This window comes from Paenibacillus sp. FSL K6-1217 (assembly GCF_045040735.1).
In the GTDB taxonomy this organism is placed as follows: domain Bacteria; phylum Bacillota; class Bacilli; order Paenibacillales; family Paenibacillaceae; genus Paenibacillus_AQ.
Map to the genome: position 1 here is coordinate 6,740,574 of NZ_CP150271.1, position 22,932 is coordinate 6,763,505.

General features: G+C 50.0%; 19 protein-coding genes. 11 read left to right on the forward strand and 8 right to left on the reverse strand.

Features of this window, described 5'->3' with window-relative positions:
* Window positions 1-18 precede the first annotated feature (18 nt).
* The 3 genes from MHH28_RS29740 to MHH28_RS29750 are packed head-to-tail and all read right to left on the reverse strand — an operon-like array spanning window position 19 to window position 3,453.
* Window positions 19-1,566 (reverse strand): extracellular solute-binding protein, encoded by a 1,548-nt coding sequence (locus MHH28_RS29740; protein WP_405108640.1) that lies wholly within the window; start codon window positions 1,564-1,566, stop codon window positions 19-21.
* A 60-nt stretch (window positions 1,567-1,626) separates the two neighbouring features.
* Window positions 1,627-2,499: a carbohydrate ABC transporter permease gene (locus MHH28_RS29745; RefSeq protein ID WP_405108643.1), complete on the reverse strand. Its 873-nt coding sequence runs from the start codon at window positions 2,497-2,499 to the stop codon at window positions 1,627-1,629.
* A gap of 18 nt (window positions 2,500-2,517) precedes the next feature.
* Window positions 2,518-3,453, reverse strand: a complete 936-nt coding sequence (locus MHH28_RS29750; protein ID WP_405108646.1) for an ABC transporter permease — start codon at window positions 3,451-3,453, stop codon at window positions 2,518-2,520.
* Window positions 3,454-3,673: 220 nt separating this feature from the next.
* On the opposite strand from MHH28_RS29750, the gene MHH28_RS29755 reads away from it, so the two are divergent.
* Complete coding sequence (locus MHH28_RS29755; RefSeq protein WP_405108649.1) at window positions 3,674-5,998, forward strand: helix-turn-helix domain-containing protein; 2,325 nt, start codon at window positions 3,674-3,676, stop codon at window positions 5,996-5,998.
* A 271-nt stretch (window positions 5,999-6,269) separates the two neighbouring features.
* Here the strand turns inward: MHH28_RS29755 and MHH28_RS29760 are convergent, their stop codons facing one another.
* The 5 genes from MHH28_RS29760 to MHH28_RS29780 form a co-directional block, all read right to left on the reverse strand.
* Window positions 6,270-6,986: an ABC transporter permease gene (locus MHH28_RS29760; protein WP_405108652.1), complete on the reverse strand. Its 717-nt coding sequence runs from the start codon at window positions 6,984-6,986 to the stop codon at window positions 6,270-6,272.
* Complete coding sequence (locus MHH28_RS29765) at window positions 6,986-7,936, reverse strand: ABC transporter ATP-binding protein (RefSeq protein WP_405108655.1); 951 nt, start codon at window positions 7,934-7,936, stop codon at window positions 6,986-6,988. Before MHH28_RS29765 ends, MHH28_RS29760 begins: the two co-directional genes overlap by 1 nt.
* A 125-nt stretch (window positions 7,937-8,061) precedes the next feature.
* Window positions 8,062-9,105 carry an ATP-binding protein gene (locus MHH28_RS29770; RefSeq protein ID WP_405108657.1) on the reverse strand — a complete coding sequence of 348 codons (1,044 nt, stop codon included), beginning with the start codon at window positions 9,103-9,105 and terminating at the stop codon, window positions 8,062-8,064.
* 1 nt (window position 9,106) lies between these two features.
* Window positions 9,107-9,802 carry a response regulator transcription factor gene (locus MHH28_RS29775; protein WP_405108660.1) on the reverse strand — a complete coding sequence of 232 codons (696 nt, stop codon included), beginning with the start codon at window positions 9,800-9,802 and terminating at the stop codon, window positions 9,107-9,109.
* Between the two features lie 168 nt (window positions 9,803-9,970).
* On the reverse strand, window positions 9,971-13,090 hold the full coding sequence (locus tag MHH28_RS29780; protein ID WP_405108663.1) for an amidase family protein: 3,120 nt from the start codon (window positions 13,088-13,090) through the stop codon (window positions 9,971-9,973).
* A gap of 409 nt (window positions 13,091-13,499) precedes the next feature.
* On the opposite strand from MHH28_RS29780, the gene sbnA reads away from it, so the two are divergent.
* From sbnA to MHH28_RS29830, 10 genes are read left to right on the forward strand one after another with little or no spacing between them, the layout of a single operon-like run.
* Window positions 13,500-14,471: a 2,3-diaminopropionate biosynthesis protein SbnA gene (sbnA, locus tag MHH28_RS29785; RefSeq protein ID WP_405108666.1), complete on the forward strand. Its 972-nt coding sequence runs from the start codon at window positions 13,500-13,502 to the stop codon at window positions 14,469-14,471.
* Window positions 14,472-14,477: 6 nt separating this feature from the next.
* Complete coding sequence (locus MHH28_RS29790; protein WP_405108669.1) at window positions 14,478-15,605, forward strand: glycoside hydrolase family 88 protein; 1,128 nt, start codon at window positions 14,478-14,480, stop codon at window positions 15,603-15,605.
* Window positions 15,602-15,874, forward strand: a complete 273-nt coding sequence (locus tag MHH28_RS29795; protein WP_405108672.1) for a hypothetical protein — start codon at window positions 15,602-15,604, stop codon at window positions 15,872-15,874. Before MHH28_RS29790 ends, MHH28_RS29795 begins: the two co-directional genes overlap by 4 nt.
* Window positions 15,871-16,599: an HpcH/HpaI aldolase/citrate lyase family protein gene (locus tag MHH28_RS29800; RefSeq protein ID WP_405108675.1), complete on the forward strand. Its 729-nt coding sequence runs from the start codon at window positions 15,871-15,873 to the stop codon at window positions 16,597-16,599. The genes MHH28_RS29795 and MHH28_RS29800 overlap by 4 nt, the downstream gene beginning before the upstream one ends.
* Before the next feature lie 9 nt (window positions 16,600-16,608).
* Window positions 16,609-17,847 (forward strand): hypothetical protein, encoded by a 1,239-nt coding sequence (locus MHH28_RS29805; protein WP_405108678.1) that lies wholly within the window; start codon window positions 16,609-16,611, stop codon window positions 17,845-17,847.
* Window positions 17,847-18,779 (forward strand): triphosphoribosyl-dephospho-CoA synthase, encoded by a 933-nt coding sequence (locus MHH28_RS29810; RefSeq protein WP_405108681.1) that lies wholly within the window; start codon window positions 17,847-17,849, stop codon window positions 18,777-18,779. Before MHH28_RS29805 ends, MHH28_RS29810 begins: the two co-directional genes overlap by 1 nt.
* Entirely contained in the window at window positions 18,742-19,257 is a 516-nt protein-coding gene (citX, locus tag MHH28_RS29815) for a citrate lyase holo-[acyl-carrier protein] synthase (RefSeq protein WP_405108684.1), read from the forward strand. Before MHH28_RS29810 ends, citX begins: the two co-directional genes overlap by 38 nt.
* Window positions 19,254-20,492, forward strand: a complete 1,239-nt coding sequence (locus tag MHH28_RS29820) for an MFS transporter (RefSeq protein ID WP_405108687.1) — start codon at window positions 19,254-19,256, stop codon at window positions 20,490-20,492. The genes citX and MHH28_RS29820 overlap by 4 nt, the downstream gene beginning before the upstream one ends.
* A complete protein-coding gene (locus tag MHH28_RS29825) occupies window positions 20,480-21,667 on the forward strand; it encodes an ATP-grasp domain-containing protein (RefSeq protein ID WP_405108690.1) in 1,188 nt (395 codons plus the stop codon). The genes MHH28_RS29820 and MHH28_RS29825 overlap by 13 nt, the downstream gene beginning before the upstream one ends.
* A 15-nt stretch (window positions 21,668-21,682) precedes the next feature.
* A complete protein-coding gene (locus MHH28_RS29830) occupies window positions 21,683-22,924 on the forward strand; it encodes an ATP-grasp domain-containing protein (RefSeq protein WP_405108693.1) in 1,242 nt (413 codons plus the stop codon).
* The last annotated feature ends 8 nt before the right edge of the window (window positions 22,925-22,932 follow it).

Sequence of the window (22,932 nt, forward strand, 5' to 3'; positions counted from 1 at the left end):
TTATTCTAGCAGCTCTTTTTATTGAAGAGAAGCTTGATATTCTTTGAACTGCTTTTGGTACTCCGCCACGACCTTGTCCAGACCCGCCTTCTTCATTTTATCCAGTGCTTCGGGGAAGGCCTGATCGTAGTCCAGAACCCCCATATAGATCGGAGTGATGCTGGCTGAAGCTTCCGAGAGAATATTGGTATATTCGGTTCTTACATTCGTTGGATCAAAAATAAAGTTGGCCGCAATACTATTGACCGCCTTGGGATTTGGCTCAAATAAGACTTTGTTATTGTCAGGAATACTGTTCTCCGGGTCAAAGCGCATAAAGTTCACATTCCCGTTCTGTGAATCGGAGCCCCTGTACCTTGGATTATTATTGTTATCCGGATCTTTGATCGGCTTTAAGCCTTTATCGCCATCTTTGGTGTAGTGCTCGCCCTTTATGCCATATTGAACCAGATCATAATTATCCTGGCTGGCCAGCATCCAATCCATAAATTTAACGGCGGCCTCCGGATGTTTGCTGTTCACCGGTACGGCATTTCCGTTCTTGAAGGACAGGGGACGCAGATATTCCTTCTCCGGGTTAAACCAGACCACTCCGATATCGTCTACTGTGGCTTCGGGATTATATTTCTGCAGTCCATTCAAGCTTCCGCCGGTTCCCAGACGTACGAACCACTCCCCGCTGTCGAGCTGGGCATCTACCTGCTCCTGCTTCATAACTAAAATATCTGGATTCGTAATTCCTTTGCTGTACAGCTCGTTCATGAAAGCGGCATCCTTCTTGAATTCGTCAGTCTCAATCCAGGATTTGACCTCTCCGTTCTGATTGACATAGAAGAACTTATCCTTAACCGTGAACGGGAAGGTATCATAGCTCCGGTGCAGGATAGAAGTATGCAGGGAGATCGGGTCAAAATCTGCCCGGGTGCCCAGGTAAGGCTTGTTTTTGCCCTTCCAGTTCTTCATTACCGTCTCCCAGGCGCTAATCAATTCAGCCGGAGTTGCGGGCTCTTTCAGATTGTTCTCGCGCAGAATGTCGCGGCGGATATTGAATTGTCCCTCACTTGCCATTTCAACCCAATAGGAGGGGACGATATAATACTTTCCGCCGATGGTGGCGCCGCTAAAGATATCCTCCGGAATATGCTTTTTCAGGTTGGGCCCATACTTGTCAATCTCCTCCGAGATATCTGCCAGGGCACCCCGGGTATAGTAGTTGGAGAACGGAGTGCGGTCCTGCATGACATGGAACAGATCGAAATCATCGCCGGTGGACAGCATCAGGTTCAGCTTCTGGTCCCACGCATCCCAGGGGATGAAGATTTTCTCCACGGCAACGCCGACACCGTCGGCAGCCAGCTTTTCATTGACCTTTTGGTACACCTTTTGGTAATCCTTGGGCTCGGTGCCGGGAACCACGTATTTGATCCGGACGACCTCAGCATTAGAGGATGAACTATTGCTTTCCCCGTTTGCGGCAGGGCTGGCATTATCGGATGCTTGGCCGCAACCGATCAGGGTAGACAGGGCAAGCACAACAGCTAACAGAGTTGCGTAGTGTTTTTTCATGAATAATACGGACCTCCTCTTATATAATGTCTTATTTATGTGAACCCCTTAGGGACGACATCAGCCTTTAACTGAACCTATAACGAGTCCTTTCACGAAGTACTTTTGCAGATACGGGTAGAGGAAGACGATCGGCCCGATCGTCACGATGGCTGTCGCCATCTTGACCGACTCCGAAGGAAGCGTAACGCCGCTTGTTCCGGCCAGCATGGCCATCTCGTTCAGCATACTGATCTCCGATTGCATCTGAAGCAGCATGAATTGCAGCGGGTACAAATCCTTCGTGTCAATCAGCATAATCGCATTCCACCAGTTGTTCCAATAATCCAGTCCATAGAAGAGGGCAATCGTTGCCAGTACCGGTTTACATAACGGAAGATAGATCTTGAAGGCAATGACAATATCACTTGCTCCGTCTATGGTGGCTGATTCTCTCAGCGAGTCTGGAATGCCGTTCATGAAATTGCGTACCAGAAAGAGGTTGAACGGGCTGAACAGCAGCGACGGAATAATCAGAGCGAGAATATTATTGGTTAATCCGAGCGACCGGTTCATCAGATACCAGGGCACAATGCCGGCGGTAAAGATCATCGTGATAAAAAAGTACAGGGCCAGCAGATTGCGGTGCTGCACATTTTTGTTCGCCAGGGTATAGCCTGCCATAGAAGTAATCAGAATAGCCAGCGCAGTACCGACAACCGTGACAAAGATCGAAATGCCGTAGCTCTGAATGACTTGGGAGCCGCCCGTGAAGATCAGCTTATAGGCATACAGGGAGAATTTCTCCGGAAAAAGGCTGTAGCCGTTCTTAAGAATAGCATCCTCATCCGTGATGGAGATCATCAGCACCAGCAGCATCGGAAGCAGGCACAGCGCCGAATACACCGCCGTCAGCGTGTACATGATCGTCTTGCTGATTGAGATTTTTTTCATATAGACTCCTCCCCGGATTTAATATAATGCGCCATCCTTAAAGAACTTGCGGGTAATGGCATTGGTCCCAAAGACAAGGATAAATCCGATGACCGACTGGAACAGTCCAACAGCCATGGCTTCGGAGGGGTCACCGATCTGACGCAAGGAACGGAATACATACGTATCAATGATATCCGTGGTCGAGTAGAGCGTGCCGTTGTCCCCGATGAGCGCATAGATCATCCCGAAATCACCGTACATAATTTTGCCGACCGAGAGCATTGTCAGGATAATCACCGTTGGCATCATCAGCGGCAGCGTAATGCGCAGGCACATCTGCCAGCGGTTCGCCCCATCAATCTCGGCTGCTTCATACAAAGTCTCGTCGATGCCGGTAATGGTCGCCAAGTAGATAATGGCACTCATACCGGCTCCCTTCCACACATGCATAATGGTAAGAATGGCCGGCCAGGACTGTGCCTCGGTATACCAGTTGACGGAGGACATCCCGAGCTGATTCAGCAGTTGGTTCACAATTCCCATATCCATGGAGAACAGCGCATACAGCACATAGCTAATGACGATCCATGAGATGAAATTCGGGAATAACATCAGGGACTGGCTGATCTTCACAAACAGCTTCTTGCGCAGTTCGTTTAGAACCAGTGAGATGGCCAGCGCCATCAGCGTACCGAAAATAATAAAGAGTAAATTTAAGTAAATGGTGTTAAAGGTGACCGTAAGCGCTTTGTTGGACTTGAAGAAAAACTCAAAGTTTTTGAGTCCCACCCATTCGCTGTGGAATATTCCCTTTGTATAATTGAAACGCTGGAAGGCAATGACCATATAGGGATACGTCATATAGCCGAAAATAAAAGTGTAGGCCATTGCCGGCAGAACCAACAAATAGGATGTACCATTCCTGCGGATGTCGGACAGTAGGCTCCATCCGGGACGCCGTTTTTTTCTCATTCCTGTTCCCCCCATTTGTTATAATGACTGCTGCCTTGATTCCAGATTAGCCATAGCCTCACAAAGTGTCTATTTTAAAAGTTGGCAAACGCTTTCAATTTTGCTCAAAAGGCTTTCAAAAAAACGGAATGGCTTTCACTTTCGCCTGATTCAGTACCTTTTCGGCCCAAAATGTACTATAGTTTAGAGATGATAACGGGCAGCATTGGGGGAATTCAGCATGCGGGCAACCATCAACCGGCTTGTTCGATACAAGGCCTTTCAAAAACTCACCATCTCATATTTCCTTCTCGTTCTTCTAACCGTAAGCCTGCTCTCAAGCGTCCTCTTCTCCCTATTCTCCAGAAGCGCCATCAAGGAGATCGAACGTAATTCCCGGGCGATGTTATCCCAGATTACTTACGCCTCCGATGTAGTCTATAATCAGGTCGTAACGATAGGAAATACATTGCTGATTCAACCGGAGATCCTTTCCTTTCTGGATGAGACGGTGGAGAACAAGGTAAGCAATTATCATATTTTTCAGCAGATCGAACAAATTACCAACGTGAACCCTTATATCCACAGTATCGGAATCCACCGGCCTTCTACAGGAACTACCATTGATACCGCCGGGCTTCCGTTCGACGCTTCGCTCACCGCTCTAAGCAAGAAGCAGTATATGGAGTTCTATCCGCGCAGCCTGAAGGTGGCGGGCCGCAACAACGGGAAATCACTACAGTTCCTGACCTTCTTGCTGTACCCGAATTTCTCCTACCAGACCACAGGCAATCCGCTAATCTATATCAATGTGGAGGAGCAGTCGATTCTGACGACCATCCGCAAGATCAGCAAAGCGGACGCCGCTAATAATATTTTTGTAATCAATAATGAAGGTAAGGTGCTGTCTCATACCGATTCCAATCTGTTTCTGGATGATTTGTCTGAGGAAGAGTACGTGCGGACGATATTAATTGAGAACCAAGAGGAGAACAGCTTCACCACAACCATCGCAAACCAAAAGAATCTGGTCACTTATGTAAAGTCAGAGCAGCTGGACTGGTATTTTGTAAGCGTTTCACCTTATTCCGAGCTCATCTCCGACATCGACCAGCTCCGGGGGATTACGCTGCTGGTGACAGCCGGAATTGTACTCGCCGGTCTATTGCTCTCTGTCCTGTTGACCTCAAGCATGAATAGACCCTTATCGGCGCTGCTGGAAAAAGTTATGCCTGCCCCGGCCACACCCGCATCCGGCCTGGCGCTTATAGATGAGTACAAGATGGTGAACGAAGTGTTCCAATCCTATCATGAACGCGAGAAATCGATGCAGTTCGTCATCAGCCATTCTTCCCGGACGGTCCGTGAGCATTATCTGCATGCCCTGCTGCGAGGTCATTCCCTGGAGGACTCGGCCTCCAGCGAAATAATTAAGGAGATCGGAGAGGAGGTTGCGGGGCCGTTCTTCGGCGTGCTGGTGTTCAAGATCAATGAGCTTGAGCCGGCAGGGGAGAGGGTAGAGGGGAAACAGCAGTCCCTGCTGCGCTTCGCGCTTGGAAATATCGCCAATGAGCTGCTGGACCATATCGGCCCGTGTGATGTCCTCATTATGGGAGGGAGCGAGGCCGTCGCCGTCCTTCAATACACGACAAACCAGCCTCCTGAGGAGCTGGGGCCTGCCTTGCGGAATATTCAAAGCTTCCTGAGCCGCTACTTCAAGGTGACCGTATCCATAGGGATAGGAGATATATGCTTTGGCAAGGGGAATATTCCGTCCTCGTATACTTCAGCGCAGCAGTATGTGAAATACCGGCTAATCTATGGAAAAGAAGCGATTCTGGATGCGGTAGCTACACGCCACCATGTGCTTACGGCCCTCAGTTATCCCGGCACCTGCGAGAAGAAGCTGATTGATGCGGTGCAGGACGGCAAGCCGGAGCCTATCGTTAGCGCCATCGAAGAGTTCATAGCTACCCTATCCGGCGGCTCCGTTCATCAGGTCATCACCTTCAGCAGCCAGCTCATGTTGTCTCTGCTTAAAGCCTTTGACTATTTACAGCAGGTGCCGGATGCTAACTTCAATGATTACCTGCAGGCGGTAACCGATATTGAACGGGCTGAAGATTTGACGGAGATCAAAGACATCTTCAACCGCTATTGCCGCAACATTAGCACATTAATTGAAGACAGAAATCACTGGCTGAATGCGCAGAAGCATAATATTCTCATTGAAAAAGTACAGAATTACATCCACGAGCATTATGCCGAGCCTAACATCTCCCTCGATCTGGTGTCGAGTATCGCCGGGCTGTCACCTAGCTACTTAGGGAAACTGTTCAAAGCAGCGACCTCACAATCTTTCAGTGAATACTTGAACAACACCCGGCTGGAGCAAGCGAAAGAGCTGCTGGCTTCTACCCCGGACACTGCGGCCAGGATCAGTGAAGCGGTAGGGATACACAACATCACGTACTTCTCCACCTTGTTCAAGAAAAAGTACGGGCTGACCCCTTCGGCCTTCCGCGAGCAGGAGGCGGTGAAGAGTAATAGGAGTGATGACAAGTGAGCAGGATCAACGTGAGAACTTGGATGGACGCTGCGCGAACGGACCGTTGTTCCAATCGCTGTTGTCCCCAGATTTTATTGATTCTCCTTAACGGTGAAAATCCGGGGACAAAGGCGACCGCTGCCGCTTTTCCACAATCGTTCCGTCCTCTCCGCTGTTTAAGCGGGATACCAAAAAACTTTTACAACAAAACCTTCAGAATCTGGCTCGTCAGCAGAATATATATAATCGGGACAGTCGCATTCGTATGATCTGAGACGATCCGGTCCGCTTAAGGCTGCTCCGCATATCTCCACCAGGCAAAGGTTCCGGCAATTCCGATGATCCCCGTATACGCAAGAATGATGATACTGCTCAGGTGCAGAGACCCCGTGCTTTGAAATACCGATGGAATGGTCCAAGGGAAATAGGGTGCAAATCCGAAGGAGGCGAGCACATTGGAGAGAATGACGATGATCAGGATGAGTCCCAGCGGGGCCAGGTAGCCCTTAGTCACATTAGCCAAAAGAACGCTTGGTGCGGTCACAAAAATGTACAATAGCGAGGTGATCAGGAACTTAAAGAACAGACTCCAGATGAATGCAGCGGACCCGCCTGCTACGCCCAGGATGGCGCCTACGGCAAAACCTACGGCAAACATATAGATGGAAAGTAACAGGCACCATGCTAAGATGACCAGGAATTTGGACAATACAATTTTGGCTCTGGAAATGGGCTTGGCCAGTAAATCCTTAATGGTCCGATCCGAAAACTCCCGTCCGAAGACCCAGGCCGCCACAAAGGTGTACCCGATCAATCCCAGCGGGGCAAGTGTCTCCAGCAATCCGGTTAAATACGCTTCCCAGGTAACACCGCCGGCGGCACTGGATAATACATTTCCGACGCCCATCATAATGGGCCCGAAGCCTAGAACCAGGAACATAATCCAAAACACATTAGAGCGGATAATCTTGCGGATTTCACAATGTAACACGGACAGAATATTCATTATTTCATCCCCCTGTTGATTCCGATGGTACGGAGAAAGTAGCCTTCCAAGTCTTCTGTAACGACCCGGAGCGACGTTGGCGGCTGATTGGATTGAACCAGCAGTTCAGCCAGCCGTTCAGGATGATCTGCCGCGTGCTCATTAGTTAGTTTGATATAGCCGTCCGAGGTATCCTCGAAGGCATAGCCATGCTCTTCAAGCACCTTCTTTAGGGCAGGCTTGTTCCGCCCGTTGACCACTAAGCTTTTCTGTAAGGATTGCTCCAGCTTATCCATGGCGACCTCTTGCACCAGCCGGCCGCCGTGAATAATGCCAATCCGTGTGGACACCTTCGAGAGCTCCTCTAACAGATGGCTGGATATAAACACCGTGATGCCGAAATTGTGCGCCAGATTAAATAACATATTCCGTATCTCCGCCACCCCAGCGGGATCAAGGCCATTGATCGGCTCGTCCAGGATTAGAATCTGCGGATTGTGAATCATCGCTTTGGCAAGTCCCAGACGCTGCTTATTTCCGAGTGAGAGATGCTTTGCTTTTTTCTTTTTGTGCGGCTCCAGCCCCAGCTTATAGATGACCTGATGCACAGCATCCGGGTCCGGCAACCCTTGCATACGCCGTGCGATATCCAGATTCTCCGTTACAGTCAGATCCGGATAAAAGGTAGCCTCCTCCAAATATCCGACGTTGCTCCATAATTTAGAGTTTCCGGCATCGACCTTCTCACCTAACATATAAAGCTTGCCGGAAGTAGGCTTAAGCATCGCCAGGAGCATCTTGATCGTCGTTGTCTTCCCGGCGCCGTTAAGTCCCAGGAATCCGTAGATCTCACCACGGCTTACCTCCAGCGACAGATTGTTTAATATGGTGTAGTCGCCAAACCTTTTGTGCACTCCGTCAATTTGGATAGCGGGTGTGCCGCCGGGTGTTTTCTTTGATATCATACTCATTCTTCCTCCGACCTCCTGTTTGTCCGGTTCCAGTGACTGTTGTGTTCTTCTACAACGTATTGTCACATCCAAACATGAAGCTTCGGTAAAAGAAAAATAAATAGATATAAAGAGAATATAAAAAATTATAAAGGAAGACTGAATCTGATCCCCAGACCGCCATATTCGGAGGGGAAGGCCACAATTTCGCCCCCGTGATGTTCAATAATCGATTTACAGCTGGCCAGCCCGAGACCAAGTCCGCCCTTTTGGATCTGCCGCGATGGATCTACCGTGAAGAATTTAAGGAACAGGGAGGACATATCCTTATCCGGCACGCCAATCCCATTATCCTCAATCTGGAAATAGGCATGATGCTCCCGCAGATATCCGCTCATATACACCTTCAGCTCATTCTTTCCACCATATCGAACGGCATTGCTGAAAAGGTTGCCGAACACCCGGCGGAGCATCGGTTCATTAACCGTCAGCCAAATGCTGTCCGTGAAGGAATGGCGGCAGGTCAGTTCAATATCAAGTCCCGCCAGCTCGTACTCATATTCAAAAGCAATTTCTGCAAATAGTTTGGTTGCTTTTACAGGCCCTGCCACCATCGATTCCAGCTCCAGTTTCTCTTTGGTGAAGCTGGAGAAATCATTGAGGAGCTCAACCATATATGCGGACTTCCGTTGAATCAATTCGTAATATTCCTGCTTTTCGGTTTCGGGTAAGTCCCCATGTGTAGCCAGCAGTTCAGTGAAACCATTGATCGAGGTCAGGGGTGTTTTGAGATCGTGAGCGATCGCTGCAATCATATCGGTCTGCTCTCTCTGGGCGAGTTGAAGCCTGTGCTCCATCTTGTTGAAGTGCTTATAGAGCTCGCCGATCTCGTCATTTCTCTTCGAAGCCAGCGGAGGCAGGGGATGGACAACATTGACTTCGCCCAGCCGGGCATTCAGACGCTGGATGGGCTTCTCAATGCTTTTATAAATATAGATGATCAGAATAAAAAATATGCAACCGGCGATGGCAAAGATGGGCAGCAGCAATGCGATATATCGTGAGTCCAGCAAGGTGGTGCGTATAGGGGAATATACGGCAAAGACAAACTTCAAGTAGAGTCCAATAGAGAACATAAGAAGCAGCAGCATCAGCAGGAATAAGAGGGGAAGCTTTATTTTCAGTTTCATCCTATGACTCTCTTTCCGTATATTTATAGCCTATGCCCCAGATGGTTGTAATAAAGTTATGTTCTGGACCCAGTTTCTTGCGGATATTCTTGATATGGACTGTTACGGTATTGATCTCCCCGTATTCGTCTCCCCAGATGTTCTCATAGATCTGCTCCCGGCTCAGTACTTGGTTGGGGTGACGCATTAGAATAGACAGAATTTGAAATTCCTTCGCGGATAAGTCGAGCTTGCGGCCGTGCAGGAAGGCTTCGAACGTTTTATCGTTTAAACGGAGCGGAGCATCCGCCTTTTCGTTACCGGGACTAAGCTCATCCCACTCTTTGTGCAGCCTGTCCAATTTGCGGAAGTGGGCTTTAATCCTGGAGGCCAGCTCCTGAATACTGAAAGGTTTGGTCATGTAGTCATCGGCTCCGATTTCGAGACCGACAATTTTATCAATATCCTGATCACGCGCACTTAATAACAGAATGGGAACATTATAAGAGGACCGGATCGTCCGGCAGACATCCAGCCCGCTCATATCAGGCATCACTACATCCAGAACGATGAAATCAATGTGGTGATCATCAACGGCAGCCAGGGCTTCTCTCCCGGAGCTGGCCGTGATGACGGCAAATTGCTCGTACCTGAGACTCTTGGTGATGAGTTTTACAATTTCTTGATCATCGTCTACAACTAATATTGTTTTTGGCATTGGACTACCTCCCGGAAGCAAACAGACCTGAACTAAATCATAATTTCTTATTCTGGTTAATGCAAACTTTTGCGCGTCGCTTGCTTGGACGGAGCGGGTATGGGTTTCACAGGTAAAAGCCATCCCTTTCGGGATGGCCTGTTCTGTAATCTTGAAATTGTGCTTTCATTACTTCACAGTTTCCAGTAATCTGGAGACCATCGCGGCGAACTCTGCCCGGGTAATATCTTGTCCAGGTTTAAATGTACTGTCTTCGTATCCTTTGATGATATTATTCGATGCGAGTGCATCAATGGAAGTATAGTACCATGCCTCTTTTTTAACATCTTTGAATGTTGTATTTCCGGTACCCGTCAGCTTGAAGGCCCGGGTGATTAGCGTTGCTAGTTCACTGCGGCTAATCTTATCGTTCGGACGGAAGGTTCCATCGCTATATCCGTTCATCAAGCCTGATCGGGCCGCTGCGCCGATATACTTATTGGCCCAATGCGCCGCGGATACATCAGTGAAGGTACTGGCTTGTCCTTCAAGTCCCATGTACGTTGTAATGACCTTAATGGCTTCGGCCCGGGTCAAGCCTGAATCCGGACGGAAGGTTCCATCGGCATAACCCGTTAGTAAGCCTTTGGAAATCAGCAGGTCAATGCTTGCCCGAGCCCAATGATTCAGTGTATCTGTGAAGCTGACCACTACCGGCTTAGGTGTTGGTGTGGTTGTTTCTGCTGGTACTGGTGTTGCTGTAGGAGCCGGTGTAGCTGTAGGTGTAGGCGTTGGTGTTGCCGGTGGAGTCACGGTACCTCCTCCAGGACTTGGATTGCCTGGTTCATTATCTGTTGGATCTGGAGTAGTAGGGTTTGGAACATATGGGAGTGCTGGAGCAAAGGCGGTAAGCAGTCTGGCTTGACTTTGTTGCTCAAGCGCATAGCCCATACCCAGAACTTTGGCATCATCCCAAGCTCTGCCCACAAGCTGCATCGAGATCGAATAACCGCTGTCGTTCGTGCCTACAGGAACCACTACCGTAGGGAGACCTACATTAGACGTTAATACTCCTGTGTTACGGTCCGAGCTTAACTGAGAGGCAGAGGCGTCATTGTTATATACGTCACTGATAAATCCTGCATACACAATAGCATCCACGCCATTCTCGTCCATCCAGCCTTTGATGACTTCCTTATAGTCCGTTCTATACTTGATGTAATCCTGTACCGCCTGTTCCGTCATCCGCGTAGGCGCAGTATATCCTCTTTGATTATAGATAAGCACCTTATCGGAAGCGAGCACACTTGCTCCATCCGCATAAGGGAAGGCTTTATGAAGCTCGATATAGCGCGCCCAGCCTTCTGTAGAGCCGTTAATGCCTGAAGGACGGGCAGGGGCTGCCGGCATTTTCGACATTTCAACCATTTCCGCTCCCGCAGCCTGAAGCTCTGAGAACTTATTTTTTACGGCTGATCCGGTATCATCATCAGCATAACTGGAGACAAAGGATGAGGAGATAAATCCGATTTTCTTTCCTTTCAGTGCACTGGCATCCAGAGATTCCTTCCAGTTCACCGGACGCTTATGATCGGCATCAGCCGTCACGGTGAAAATATCCTGCGGGTCAGTGCCGGTTGTAGCATTCAGCATAATGGCCAGGTCCGTTACGGTCTTGGCGATGGGACCCGCATAATCCTGTCCCCAAGTGAGCGGCAGTACGCCTGTCGTACTCGCCATGCCGTCTGTCCCACGGAAGCTTTTCAAGCTGGCGCCTGTCGTAGGGGCATAGAGAGAGACTCCTGTCTGCGAGCCCATGGCAGCTGCTGCAAAATCAGCGGCAACCGATACGGCCGATCCGCCGCTGGAGCCAAAAGAGGTTTTGGAGGGATAGAGCGCATTCCATGTCTGCATCCAGCCACTTTCACTGAAGCTTCCGCTATTGGCAAACTCCGAAGTATTGACTTTACCAATGATGACAGCGCCGGCTTCCCGCAGCTTATTCACCTGGAAGGCATCGGATTCAGGCCGCCAGCCTTCAAGCGCTTTGCTGCCGCCCGTAGTAGGCATATCCTTCGTATCATAGATATCTTTGATCGCAATCGGAATCCCCAGCAGATCTCCAGTCGCGCCTTGGGCGCGGGCCTCGTCAGCAGCTCTAGCTTGAGCCAGCGCAGTTTCGGATACATGCAGGAAGGCGTGGAATCCGAGTTGCCCCTCATCGTATACCTTGATTCGATCCAAATAAGCTTGAGTAATTTGTACAGAAGTAGTCTTGCCGCTAATCATATCCTGCTGCATGTCAGCAATGGATTTATTCTTAACATCATATGGGGAGGAGGTTATGAATGCTTTGGCTGCAGGAGCACCTGGAATCACCAGGCTATCACCAGTATTAAGTCCCCCGATAGAAGAGATATCCCAGTTACTGATGGAACGGATCTGCGCAGGGGTTAGTCCGGATACATCCAACTGGCTATTCAGTCCATTTAGCATAGTAACCAGCTTGCTCAGCCCTGCTTCGCCCGCTTCTCCAACCTGTACATAATGGACCAGGGATTTCGACTCGCCCGGTTGCATATTTAAGGTATTAATGAATCCGTAGAAATTCGCTTCATTTCCCGACTTGGCTAATGGTGTGGTGAATGGATTCTGCTGCTGATTGCCTAGACCGGTTAAGCCATTGGCGAATGGATGGGGAGACCCGACGGCAACGCCCAGCGGCTTATTATCTTTAGCAGTGCTGTCGACAACAATCCATGAATCATCCGTAGTTACATCCAAGTCCTCCGAATAAGTTGCCTTGACTACAGAAGCATTCGCCGCTGTCCCATACCCGAGAGAGCCGCCGAACGATACATCTACCTGTACAGCTATATCATTCTTATTTGTAAAAGTATCAAAGAATCTCGTTCTATTATTGATGGTATCAATATACACATCGCGGGTAACCGTTACATTGCCCAGATTTACAGATTGACTCGAAGTGAATCTATTCACGCCATCGTATTTCAGGTCAAACCCGCGCATCATTTGTCCATTCATCAGCGAGGCGGAAGGCGAGGATACTTTAACGAAGATATTACCGAAGCCTTGCACTTGTGTAGTGCCGACGGTACGTAAACTTCCGGTGTCCAGGCTGGGAGCAAAAGCATCGTGAATCTCCCATACAGTGCCGCTTGATGAAGTCACCCTTGTTAAAGCATCGGCGGTTTGAAACGGAATCACTGCCGAAGCGATAACAGATAACGCAATGGAAGTAGCTACAACTTGCCTCTTCGTTCTACGCAGACGTTTTAACTTACTCATATGGGCAATCTCCTCTTCCTCTATGTATATTATTTAATATGTTAGGAAATATAACACTGTATATTAATTCAGTCAATGAATAAAATAGATTTAAACTATTTTTAGAGTTTGTAACAAAGGATATTACTATATTTATAATAATTTGTGATATTAATGTTAATTTAAAGATAGATTAAGTAACATTTAGTGTTATTTATTATTGTGGATAATCTCTCTGTGATGCGATAGAAATGCATAAGGAAGATAATAAAAATCTAAGGTTATGAATTTTTATAGAAAATTTGAATCAAAGTGATAAAAATTTTTAATATATTTACATTTATTAGGATAAAAGAGTATGATGCTCACATGTAATTATTTTACTTTTTATTGAAAAATCTATGAGAATATTCCTTGGGAGGTGATAGGTTTGATCTATGACAATGTGCTGCAATTGATTGGGAACACACCTATTGTTAAATTGAATTACCTTCCGGAGCCGCAGGGGGCGCAGGTATTCATTAAGCTGGAGGGACTTAACCCCGGCGGCAGCATGAAGGACCGTACGGCACTCTACATTATCAGCCGGGCGGAGGCAGCGGGACAACTCAAGCCCGGCGGCACAATAGTTGAATCTTCCTCCGGGAATCTGGCGATCGGTCTGGCGCTTGTGGCCCGGCAGAAAGGGTACAAGCTGATTTGTGTGGTCGATCCCAAAATCAGCCTAGTCAATCTCAGCATTATTCAGGCTTATGGCGCGGAGACGGTAATGGTGGAACAGGCTGATGAGTATGGCAACTATCTTAGAGCCCGCCTGGACAAGGTACAGGATCTCGTCAAGCAACTGGGAGCATTCTGGCCTAATCAGTATAATAATCCCGGCAATCCGGAAGCGCACATACAAACTACCTCACGGGAGATCTATGAAGCGTTCGGCCAGGAGCTTCACTGGGCGGTGATTCCCGCAGGGACTTGCGGCTTAATCACCGGTTGCAGCCTGGGACTGAAAGAACATATTCCGCATATCCAAATAATGGCTGTGGATGCAGCCGGCTCCGTTACCTTCGGAATGCCGCCGGGTGTCAGGCATCAGATTGGCATTGGTTCAGCTAGAGTGCCGGGTAATATGCGAAGAGAGCTGTATGACGAAATTATTCATGTCTCGGATGCAGAGGCCTTCTCCACCACCCGCAGACTGGTTAAGGAAGAGGGGCTGCTGGTCGGCGGCTCGGCAGGGGCGGCGGTGTTTGCGGCCCTTAAGCTTGCGCGGCGTTTGCCCGGCAGGGACAAAGTGCTTGCGATTCTGCCTGACCGTGGAGACCGGTACTATAATACTATTTTCTCGGATGAATGGCTGGAGAAGAACGGAATTGAACTGGGGAAGAGCACTGTGAAAATATGATCGGGGGTGCTGGAGATTACCGTTTCCACACGTAATGAGGTTATCGACCGTGCAGTCAGACAGACCCGAAGGCAGCTGGCCAAGCTTGCTTCTATGCCGCCCTCCGGTGAGATTGAGTTTCCCTATGTTACTAACAAAGGGCGATACATGATGGAAGATAAGTGGTCTTCCGGATTTTTCATTGGACTCCTCTACCGTCTCTGCCAGTTGACCGGCGATCCTCTCTATATCAAGGCGGCTGACCGCTTAATCGGCAGGATTGAGCCTTATAAGAATCAGGGGGATTATCAGGATATTGGCTTCCTGTTCTATTATTCTTATGCGCTTGGATACAATCTGACTGGTCAGGAAGAATACAGGAAGGTTGCGCTTGAGGCTGCTGACAATCTCTTCGCTGCCCGTCTCCCGGGCGGTTATCTGGAATGCAATTGGCTGCCCGAGGGGAAGCGCTACGCAGGCGTTGACAGTATGATGAACATCCGGTTGTGGCTGTGGGCTTACCGGGTAACCGGTGAGGAACGCTACCGCGCCGCTGCCGCCCGGTCCGCGCAGATTACAAGTGCTGCGCTGATGAGGGAAGACGGCTTCACTTACGAATATATGAGAATGGATGCCGCTACGGGAGCCCCGGAGCAGCCCTACAACAAGAACGCTAAATTCAGCTCAGAATCGGTGTGGGCCAGAGGCCATACATGGGCACTCTATGGAGCGGTTCAAATGTATATATTGGGCCATGAAGAGGGGTGGAGAACAAAGGTTAAGAAGCTCTCTGAATTCTACTTATCCCATGTCTGTACGGATGGTGTTCCGGCCTGGGATCTGATGCTGTCCGGTGAGGATACAGCGATGAGGGATGCTTCGGCTGCTGCGATTGCCTGCTCTGCATTCTATCAGTTTGCCGCAGCCTTAAGCCCTGAAGATCCCTTACGCCAGCCATTCCGGCAAGAGGCAGAGCGGATACTGGATACTTTGACTTCTGCGGAATATGCTCCTTCCGATCCGGAGCATGAGGGAGTGCTGGTGCACGCCAGCACTCCGCTGCATGTCGTTCAAGCCGCAGGAGAATCCCAGATCTGGGGCGATTATTTTCTGCTGGAGTCTCTATATTACTCATTGGAGGTCGGTTCTAAGTGAATGTCAGTGCCGGATCGATAGAATCTAGCGATATTAAAATTGTCATCGAGGAAGGTCATGCTGCAATGCAATGTATGAATATGGTCCCTGAGCTTACAGACCGCCAAGTCTATGAGTATGTCGTTCCGATTCTGAAGCAGTATGGCTTGGCGGACCTGTCTCCGCAGATCTGGTTCAATGGAGCCAACGAGTGGGTGGTCCGCAGCCGCTGCGAAGCCTTGACATGCATGTTGAACGCTGCCGTTGAGCGGGAGGAGGTTACGGGATGAATCAGGCTGCCGAACAGCAAGTGTATTTCTATGTTCCGGGATACAAACCGAATTACATAGAGTACGCTATGACCTTCTATCCTATGAATATTATTCTCTGTCTGGAAGATGGTACGCCGGAGGAGAAGAAGCTTGAGGCAAGATATGTGGTCAAACATGCACTGCAAGCCTTCCCGGATTCGGAGCATACGCTGATTGTCCGCATTAACAGCGTGCATACGGCCCATTGGGAGCAGGATCTGGAGGAGATCGTGCCGGAGCGCCCTGCCCGAATCCGCCTGCCCATGGTCCGAACGGCAGGGGATTTACGGCAAGTGGAACACAAGGTACAGGATATTATACAAAAGTGCAGCTTGAACTATTCTCCAAGCTATGAAGTCATGATCGAATGCTGCGAGGCTATTGCCAATCTGGGAGAGATTCACCAGGCCAGCCGGAATATTTATGCTTTTACCTTTGGAGGAACGGATTATTTTAATGACTGTGCGGCAAAGGGGCTTGTGGACCCGGCCCTGGAGGTCCGGAAGGCCAAACAAAAGCTGGGGGAGTACTGCCGCAGAGTTAGCCTTCAATGCTTTGACACCACATATATGGCTTTTCGTGATCTGGAAGGATTCCGCAAGGATTGTCTGCTCTCCAGGGAATATGGCTTTACGGGGCGTTCCGTAATCCATCCAGACCAGGTTGCCGTCGTCCAAGAGATTTACGGAATTTCAATAGCGTAGGAGGCTGTTATGTTCACAACATACCGATTGGAATTGCCTGATCCTGTGACGCTGAATAAGCTGCAAATCCCTGTTTTCACCCATATGTTCCTGCAAAATGTATCCGCCCATAAGGTGCAGGTCGATCCGATTCAAGGGAAGCGCATCAGCGTCACTTATTTATCCGCCTATCCCAGAGGGCAAATTGAACAGGAAGTCGCGAGTTTTCTGGAACGGTTCGTCCCGAAGCATCTGGAGGATTCCTTATCATCTGATGAAGTACAGGAGCCTGCGCTGAATGTAGTTGAACTGCATGAACCTCCATTAGAGCATCTGTGTTCCTGCTGCACGCCGGGCAACCATCTGAATATCTCAGACGGCCTGCTGGAGCAGGGGTGGCTGACGTTATTGAAGAATCAGGAGCTAGCCTACCATCGTCCGATCATCCGGCTGCTGGAGTATTTTGACCAGAGTTATGTTGATTATGTCGGCCGGAGGATCGGGGATTGTCAGGAACGGCAGTATTCGGTCTTGTTGCCTGCTTCGTTCGCCGAGAAGATGAATTACTTCCATAGCGCACCGATGCATTTGCTGCTGGCCACCCATTTAAGCCATGATCAGGAGACAATGAAATCCTTCGCTGCAGACGTATCCGCTAATAACGGCAAGCTTCCGCAGGACTCCGGCCCCTATCTGGAGACGCCGCCCTATCTCCTGCAATCCGCACCCTGCTATAAGGTCTATATGGAAATGGAGGACCGTGAGCTTGAGGACAACACCGCATTTGTGCTCAAGGGCCAGTCCTTCCGCAATGAGGGCAAACGCGTCTACCTGCTGGAACGGCTGCTGAATTTCACCATGCGGGAATTCGTCTTTCTGGGCACGCCTGACTATGTCACCCGGATGCGTGACTTGACCTTACAGTGGACCATTGAATGGATGGAAGAAGTGGGGCTGAAGGGCGAGTGTGCCTTGGCCAATGATCCCTTCTTCCTCCCGGGTAAGGTTAAGCAGAATTTCAAAGTGCCCAACCATGTGAAATACGAGGTTCGAGCGGATATTCCGTATAAAAACGACACGATTTCTATTGCTTCCTATGACACGCACGGCGATTTTTTTGCGAAGACCTTCAACTTCGGGCTGAAGGACAACTCCGAGACATGGTCGGGCTGCATCGGGCTTGGCCTCGAACGGGTGGTCTGGAGCTTCCTCCAGCAGTATGGACTGGATCATAGCAACTGGCCTGGGGCGATCCCGGAGAGCGTATAATGACAGCTTCGCCGCAAGCTGCCCCCGGCTGGATTGCCGAAACGATGACCTACAGTGTACTGGCCGAGGCAGTGAGCTGGCCTTCTCCCGGACTGGTCTCCGCCGTCAGCACGGGATGTCACGGGGATATGGATATCTACACTTTTCTGAGAAGCGCACTCCGCATTCAGCCCTATTACCAGGAAGCAGCCCGTCTGGGCATAGAAGAATCCGCGGGCAGAACTGCCCGGGAAGATTTGTTTAGTAGGCTCCAGAAGACCGGACAGCGTGCAGAGGCTGACATGCTAAGGGCTACCGGGGGAGTGAATACCCATAAAGGAACGATCTTCCTAGGGCTCATTCTATGCGCGGCTGCCGGAATGGCTTGCCGGGGCGAGGCTGTTGCAGCAGACCCAAGCGGGATCTGCCGGTTGGCCGGAAGGCTGGCTGAGTATCCGCTGCGGACACAATTGGCGGATATTCTGGAAGAGACGCACAATGCAAGCACAGGCGCACGTGCGTTCAGGGAATGGGGAATCAGAGGCATACGGGGTGAGGTCATCGACAGATTTCCGTCTATTATTCAGAAGGGGCTGCCATCCTTCCGTGAGGCGCTTGATCAAGGAGCGGACCTGCGGACAGCACAGATCCATTGTCTGCTTTCATTGATGGCTGTCGTAGAGGACACAACCCTTCTGAACCGTGAGTTCGACAGGACAAGAATCAGTTATACCCAGTCTTGTGCCCTTGAGGCATTGGACCGCGGGAGTTTGTTCACCGCTGCGGGCAGGGACTACATCCGCACCATGGAGGAAGACTTCCGGCTTCGGTCCTTGTCCCCCGGCGGATCTGCCGATTTGCTGGCCATGACGCTTGCTTTGCATTTATGGACTGAGAATCAAGGGAGGAAAGAGTGTGGCGAACGATTCCGCTGCGTCAGCAATACTTCGTGACCGGGAGCGCCTTCAGGAGCTAAGAGCGGCCAGGTATCCGTCAGCAGGCTCGCTGCTGCAGGTTACGATGAATATTCCGGGACCCGTTAAGAAGCTGGATATTACCTATGAATTATTCGATCTCTGTATGGATGCCTTACAGGAAGCTCTGGCGTCTGCAGCGTATAAGATCCTTCTGCTGGAACGGATAGATATGATGCTTGGTCCGGTTGCTTATCTTCAGGGATCTGCGGATGCGGCGGCATTGAAGCTGTTCTGTCTGTCCTTGGAACAAGAACATCCGCTCAGCGCGTATTGGGACATGGATATTTATAATTCATCGGGACAAGCGGTAAGCAGGAAGGAACTGGGGGCCCCTCCACGCCGCTGCTATCTGTGTGGCGAGCCTGCTAAAGTGTGCGGATTCATGCGGCGCCATTCGCCGGAGGAATTAATCGGGCATATGGCTGCTGACCTGACAGCCTACACACTGACATGAGAGTTCTCAAACAGTTAAAGGTGCCCCGGCCGGTATTGTCCATTTGTCTGAATACTCTGGTTACCCATCTTGGCTTCTACGCCATGACGGCAGTATTAACGGTCTATCTGACTCAGGTCAAAGGAATGCCTCTTTCGGTTACCGCTGTAGTGACCATGATCTTCACCGTGTCATACCGCAGTGCGAGGTTCCTTACCGGCCCCTTGCTGGACAATATAGACCCGTTCAAGTGCATGTGGGCCGGCTGCTTTTTAACAGGAGTCTCTCTGGCAATGGCCGATTTCTGGCAGTCTCCGGTGTTGATTACTATACAGCTTGTAATTGCAGGGATCGGCTACTCTGTAAGAGGCCTATCCTCCAAGGCTTCTTTATCGTTCGTGGGGAGTAAGGACGGCCACTCCCTGTTTTATTTTGCGAATTCCAATATGTATACGAACGGTGCAGCCATTGCCGGGCCTTTAATCGGCTCTTTACTGCTGACGGGCTCCTTGAAGAGCTTCACATTGTCCTTTGTTGGAGGGTTTTATATTTTGGGAGCCATCCTGCTCAGTATCTTCCCGCCCGGGTGCAGTCTGCAGGGCCGGGAACGGAAGCCGGTAAGCTTCTGGAAAGGCTATCAGACCGTTTTGCTCGATAAAAGCTTCCGTAAAGTACTGTTGTTCAATATGATCGGCTGCTTTTTCTTTACTCAATTGTTTAATTCATTCCCTTATTTGATTGGCACCTATTCTGACGCACCGGAAAAGCTGGGAAGTCTTCTTATGCTGAACGGAATCCTGGTGGTGCTGTTTCAGATTCCAATCGGGCGCTGGATGAATACCTTTTTATCGGGGAAACGTGAGGGATACCGGCTGCTGCTGGCTTTTCTATTATTCGGTACTTCTTTTTCATTAAATGCTATAGTCGATTCTATCGGGGGCTACTATGTATTTGTCGCGTTGTTCACCATTGCCGAAATGTTATTTATACCTGCAATAGATGCATTTGTATCTAACGCCGCCCATCCAGATTTGCGTATCACATATTTCAGTGTCATTGGATTGTCAACAGCCCTTGGAGAAGGAATCGGTGTATATACCGGGCTGCAATTGATACATATGTGGAGCTTGTACGGGAAGCTGTCTTACTTCTGGTTATCATTAGCACTTCTGTCCGGGCTCTCTCTTGTACTGTATGTAACGTTGAACCGGTCACCCGTTCATAACAAGGAGGAAGGGAAACTATGGCGATATTAATTCTGAATCAGAGGAGACGGGCCTTTGCTCCTTATCTGACCTGGCTGGAAGACCTGGACGAAGAAGTCTATCTGTACACTTCCTCAGCATATGGTGAGACAAAGGAGCCTTATGCCCTTGTGCAGGTGTTCAATAACTGGGTGACCAATGACCGGGTAGAGATCGATGCGATAAGATTGTATGAGGAGCATCCTTACCGTCTGGTTATAGCCCTCGATGAGAGTGATCTGATTCGTGCAGCGCGTCTGCGCGAACGGCTGAACTTACCCGGACAACGGCTCGGCAGTGCTATGGCGTACAGGGATAAGGCGATGATGAAAAGTCTGGCCAGCCAGCATGTGTCATGCCCGGCGTTCCGCAGGCTGGCCTCGCCGCTGCACTTGTACGATTTCGTGCTGGAACATGGCTTACCGGTTGTTGTGAAACCGGTTGACGGCATGGGCTCCATGAATACGCACGTTATAAGGACCCCGGAGCAACTGGATGAGGTATGGGAACGCGGGCTTGGCGGCGGACTTATGGTTGAAGCCTACGTTGAAGGTGAGATGTATGAAATCGATGGACTCATGATGGGGCAGGAGATCCGGTTTGCTTCCATCGGCAAATATTCTTGCCAACCGCTTGAGATCCTCGGGAAGGAATGTTTTGTTGAATTGCTAAGCCCCGAAGATCCGATCTTTCAACGGCTGGTCCAGGAAGTCCAACAAGTGATCGAAGCCTTGCCTTCACCGGGAATATCCACCTTTCATTGTGAATGGTTCCATACCCGGGAGGATGAATGGGTGCTATGCGAAATTGCCAGCCGAACCGCAGGCGGACGGATCAGCGAATGCATTAGTGCCATGTATGGTATTAATCTGAACCGGGAGTGGGTACGGGGACAGTGCGGCTTGCCGCTGACATTGCCGGCTTCAAATCCGCCGCAGGTAGCGGGGGTATATTTAATGCCGAAACGTCCGGGGAGGGTGAAGCGGATTCCCGGGAGCCTGCCCTTTGAATGGGTGACGGAATATGTTCCCCGCGTGAAGGCAGGTGAACAATTGGACGCTGCCCATTCCAGTGTGGATGCCGTGATGACCGTAATCATCGTCGGCGAGAATTCGGTGTCACTGCAAGCCAGGCTTGCAGAGCTGCTGCTGTATCTGGAGAGAGAAGTACAAATTTCGCCTGCCTGAAGGAGGTTGCATACAATGAAGCATCTGTTATTGGTAGAAAGCAATGAATCTATCGCAGGTATCCAGGCCTGCAAGGAGATGGGGTATACCGTCACTTTGCTAACCCAGAATATTCAGCATTATCTGAAAGGCCAGCCGCTGGAGTCTCATCCGCTTCACTTGGTTGATTACATACATGAAGCAGACACCTTTAGTGAAGAGGCTGTGGTTGATTTTGTCAAAGGGTACCATCAAGCGCATCCTTTGACCGGAGTAATGTCTTTTGCGGAATTCTATGTGGTTCAGGCAACGGCTGCTGCCCATGCGATTGGTGTGCCGACCATGCATCCGCTGGCCTCCAAGAATGCCCGGAATAAATATAAATCCAGAGAACTATGCCTCCAGCACGGTGTTCCGGTTCCCGGCTCCATGCTGGCAAGCAGCGTAGAAGAAGCCTGCCGGCATGCTGATCTAATGGGCTACCCCTGCATCCTTAAACCGTGTGACGGGGCGATGAGCATTGGCGTGGTCTTCGTTAACCATGAGAGAGAATTGCGGCAGGCTTACGACAGCTATGTGAACAACCGTAATTTCGGGCGTAATCTCTATGGAAGTATGGATGTGCTCATTGAGGAATATGCAGCCGGGCCTCTGGTCAGTGTGGAGATGGTCACTTATCAAGGGCAGGATCATCTGATCGGGATTACAGACCGCCGTCTGGTAGGATTCCCCTACTTTGTAGAGACTGGAGCCAGCTTCCCGGTTCGGCTAAGCAATGAGGCGGAGATTGTTGAGGTGGTACGCCGGGGACTCCGTGCGCTTGGGGTTGACTTTGGTCCCACGCATACAGAGGTTGCTCTCACTCCTGAAGGTCCCAAGATAATTGAATTCAATCCCCGGATGGTAGGCGGACCTGTCCCGGAGATGATTAAATATGCAACTGGCATTGACCTGCCGCGCGAAGTGCTCCGTATGCACATGGGTGAAGAACCGGATTTGACACGGGTGGTCTCACGCGGAGCCGCTTCACGGGAATTCTGTGCGCCGGTTGACGGCAGACTGATCGAAGTTACCGGGCTGAACGAACTAGAGGGGCGTTCGGATATTCTGAGATCACATTTCATTGCAGCCGGACGCGAGGTGTCCTTTCCGAAATCTAATTTTGACTGGATCGGCAGAGTTATGGTTGGAGCAGACGATGCTGAGCAGGCCGAACAGAAATGCAGCGAAATACAGAAGTTGATCGGCTTGCATATTGCAGCCAGACCTATAAGCTGAGGAGGCTT

Coding starts and splice junctions, on each gene's coding strand:
- MHH28_RS29745 (WP_405108643.1), bottom strand. CDS start 2,499: ATGAAAAAAATCTCAATCAGCAAGACGATCATGTACACGCTGACGGCG.
- MHH28_RS29760 (WP_405108652.1), bottom strand. CDS start 6,986: ATGAATATTCTGTCCGTGTTACATTGTGAAATCCGCAAGATTATCCGC.
- MHH28_RS29810 (WP_405108681.1), top strand. CDS start 17,847: ATGACAGCTTCGCCGCAAGCTGCCCCCGGCTGGATTGCCGAAACGATG.
- MHH28_RS29755 (WP_405108649.1), top strand. CDS start 3,674: ATGCGGGCAACCATCAACCGGCTTGTTCGATACAAGGCCTTTCAAAAA.
- MHH28_RS29830 (WP_405108693.1), top strand. CDS start 21,683: ATGAAGCATCTGTTATTGGTAGAAAGCAATGAATCTATCGCAGGTATC.
- MHH28_RS29780 (WP_405108663.1), bottom strand. CDS start 13,090: ATGAGTAAGTTAAAACGTCTGCGTAGAACGAAGAGGCAAGTTGTAGCT.
- MHH28_RS29825 (WP_405108690.1), top strand. CDS start 20,480: ATGGCGATATTAATTCTGAATCAGAGGAGACGGGCCTTTGCTCCTTAT.
- MHH28_RS29800 (WP_405108675.1), top strand. CDS start 15,871: ATGAATCAGGCTGCCGAACAGCAAGTGTATTTCTATGTTCCGGGATAC.
- MHH28_RS29770 (WP_405108657.1), bottom strand. CDS start 9,105: ATGAAACTGAAAATAAAGCTTCCCCTCTTATTCCTGCTGATGCTGCTG.
- MHH28_RS29820 (WP_405108687.1), top strand. CDS start 19,254: ATGAGAGTTCTCAAACAGTTAAAGGTGCCCCGGCCGGTATTGTCCATT.
- MHH28_RS29750 (WP_405108646.1), bottom strand. CDS start 3,453: ATGAGAAAAAAACGGCGTCCCGGATGGAGCCTACTGTCCGACATCCGC.
- MHH28_RS29740 (WP_405108640.1), bottom strand. CDS start 1,566: ATGAAAAAACACTACGCAACTCTGTTAGCTGTTGTGCTTGCCCTGTCT.
- MHH28_RS29765 (WP_405108655.1), bottom strand. CDS start 7,936: ATGAGTATGATATCAAAGAAAACACCCGGCGGCACACCCGCTATCCAA.
- MHH28_RS29775 (WP_405108660.1), bottom strand. CDS start 9,802: ATGCCAAAAACAATATTAGTTGTAGACGATGATCAAGAAATTGTAAAA.
- MHH28_RS29805 (WP_405108678.1), top strand. CDS start 16,609: ATGTTCACAACATACCGATTGGAATTGCCTGATCCTGTGACGCTGAAT.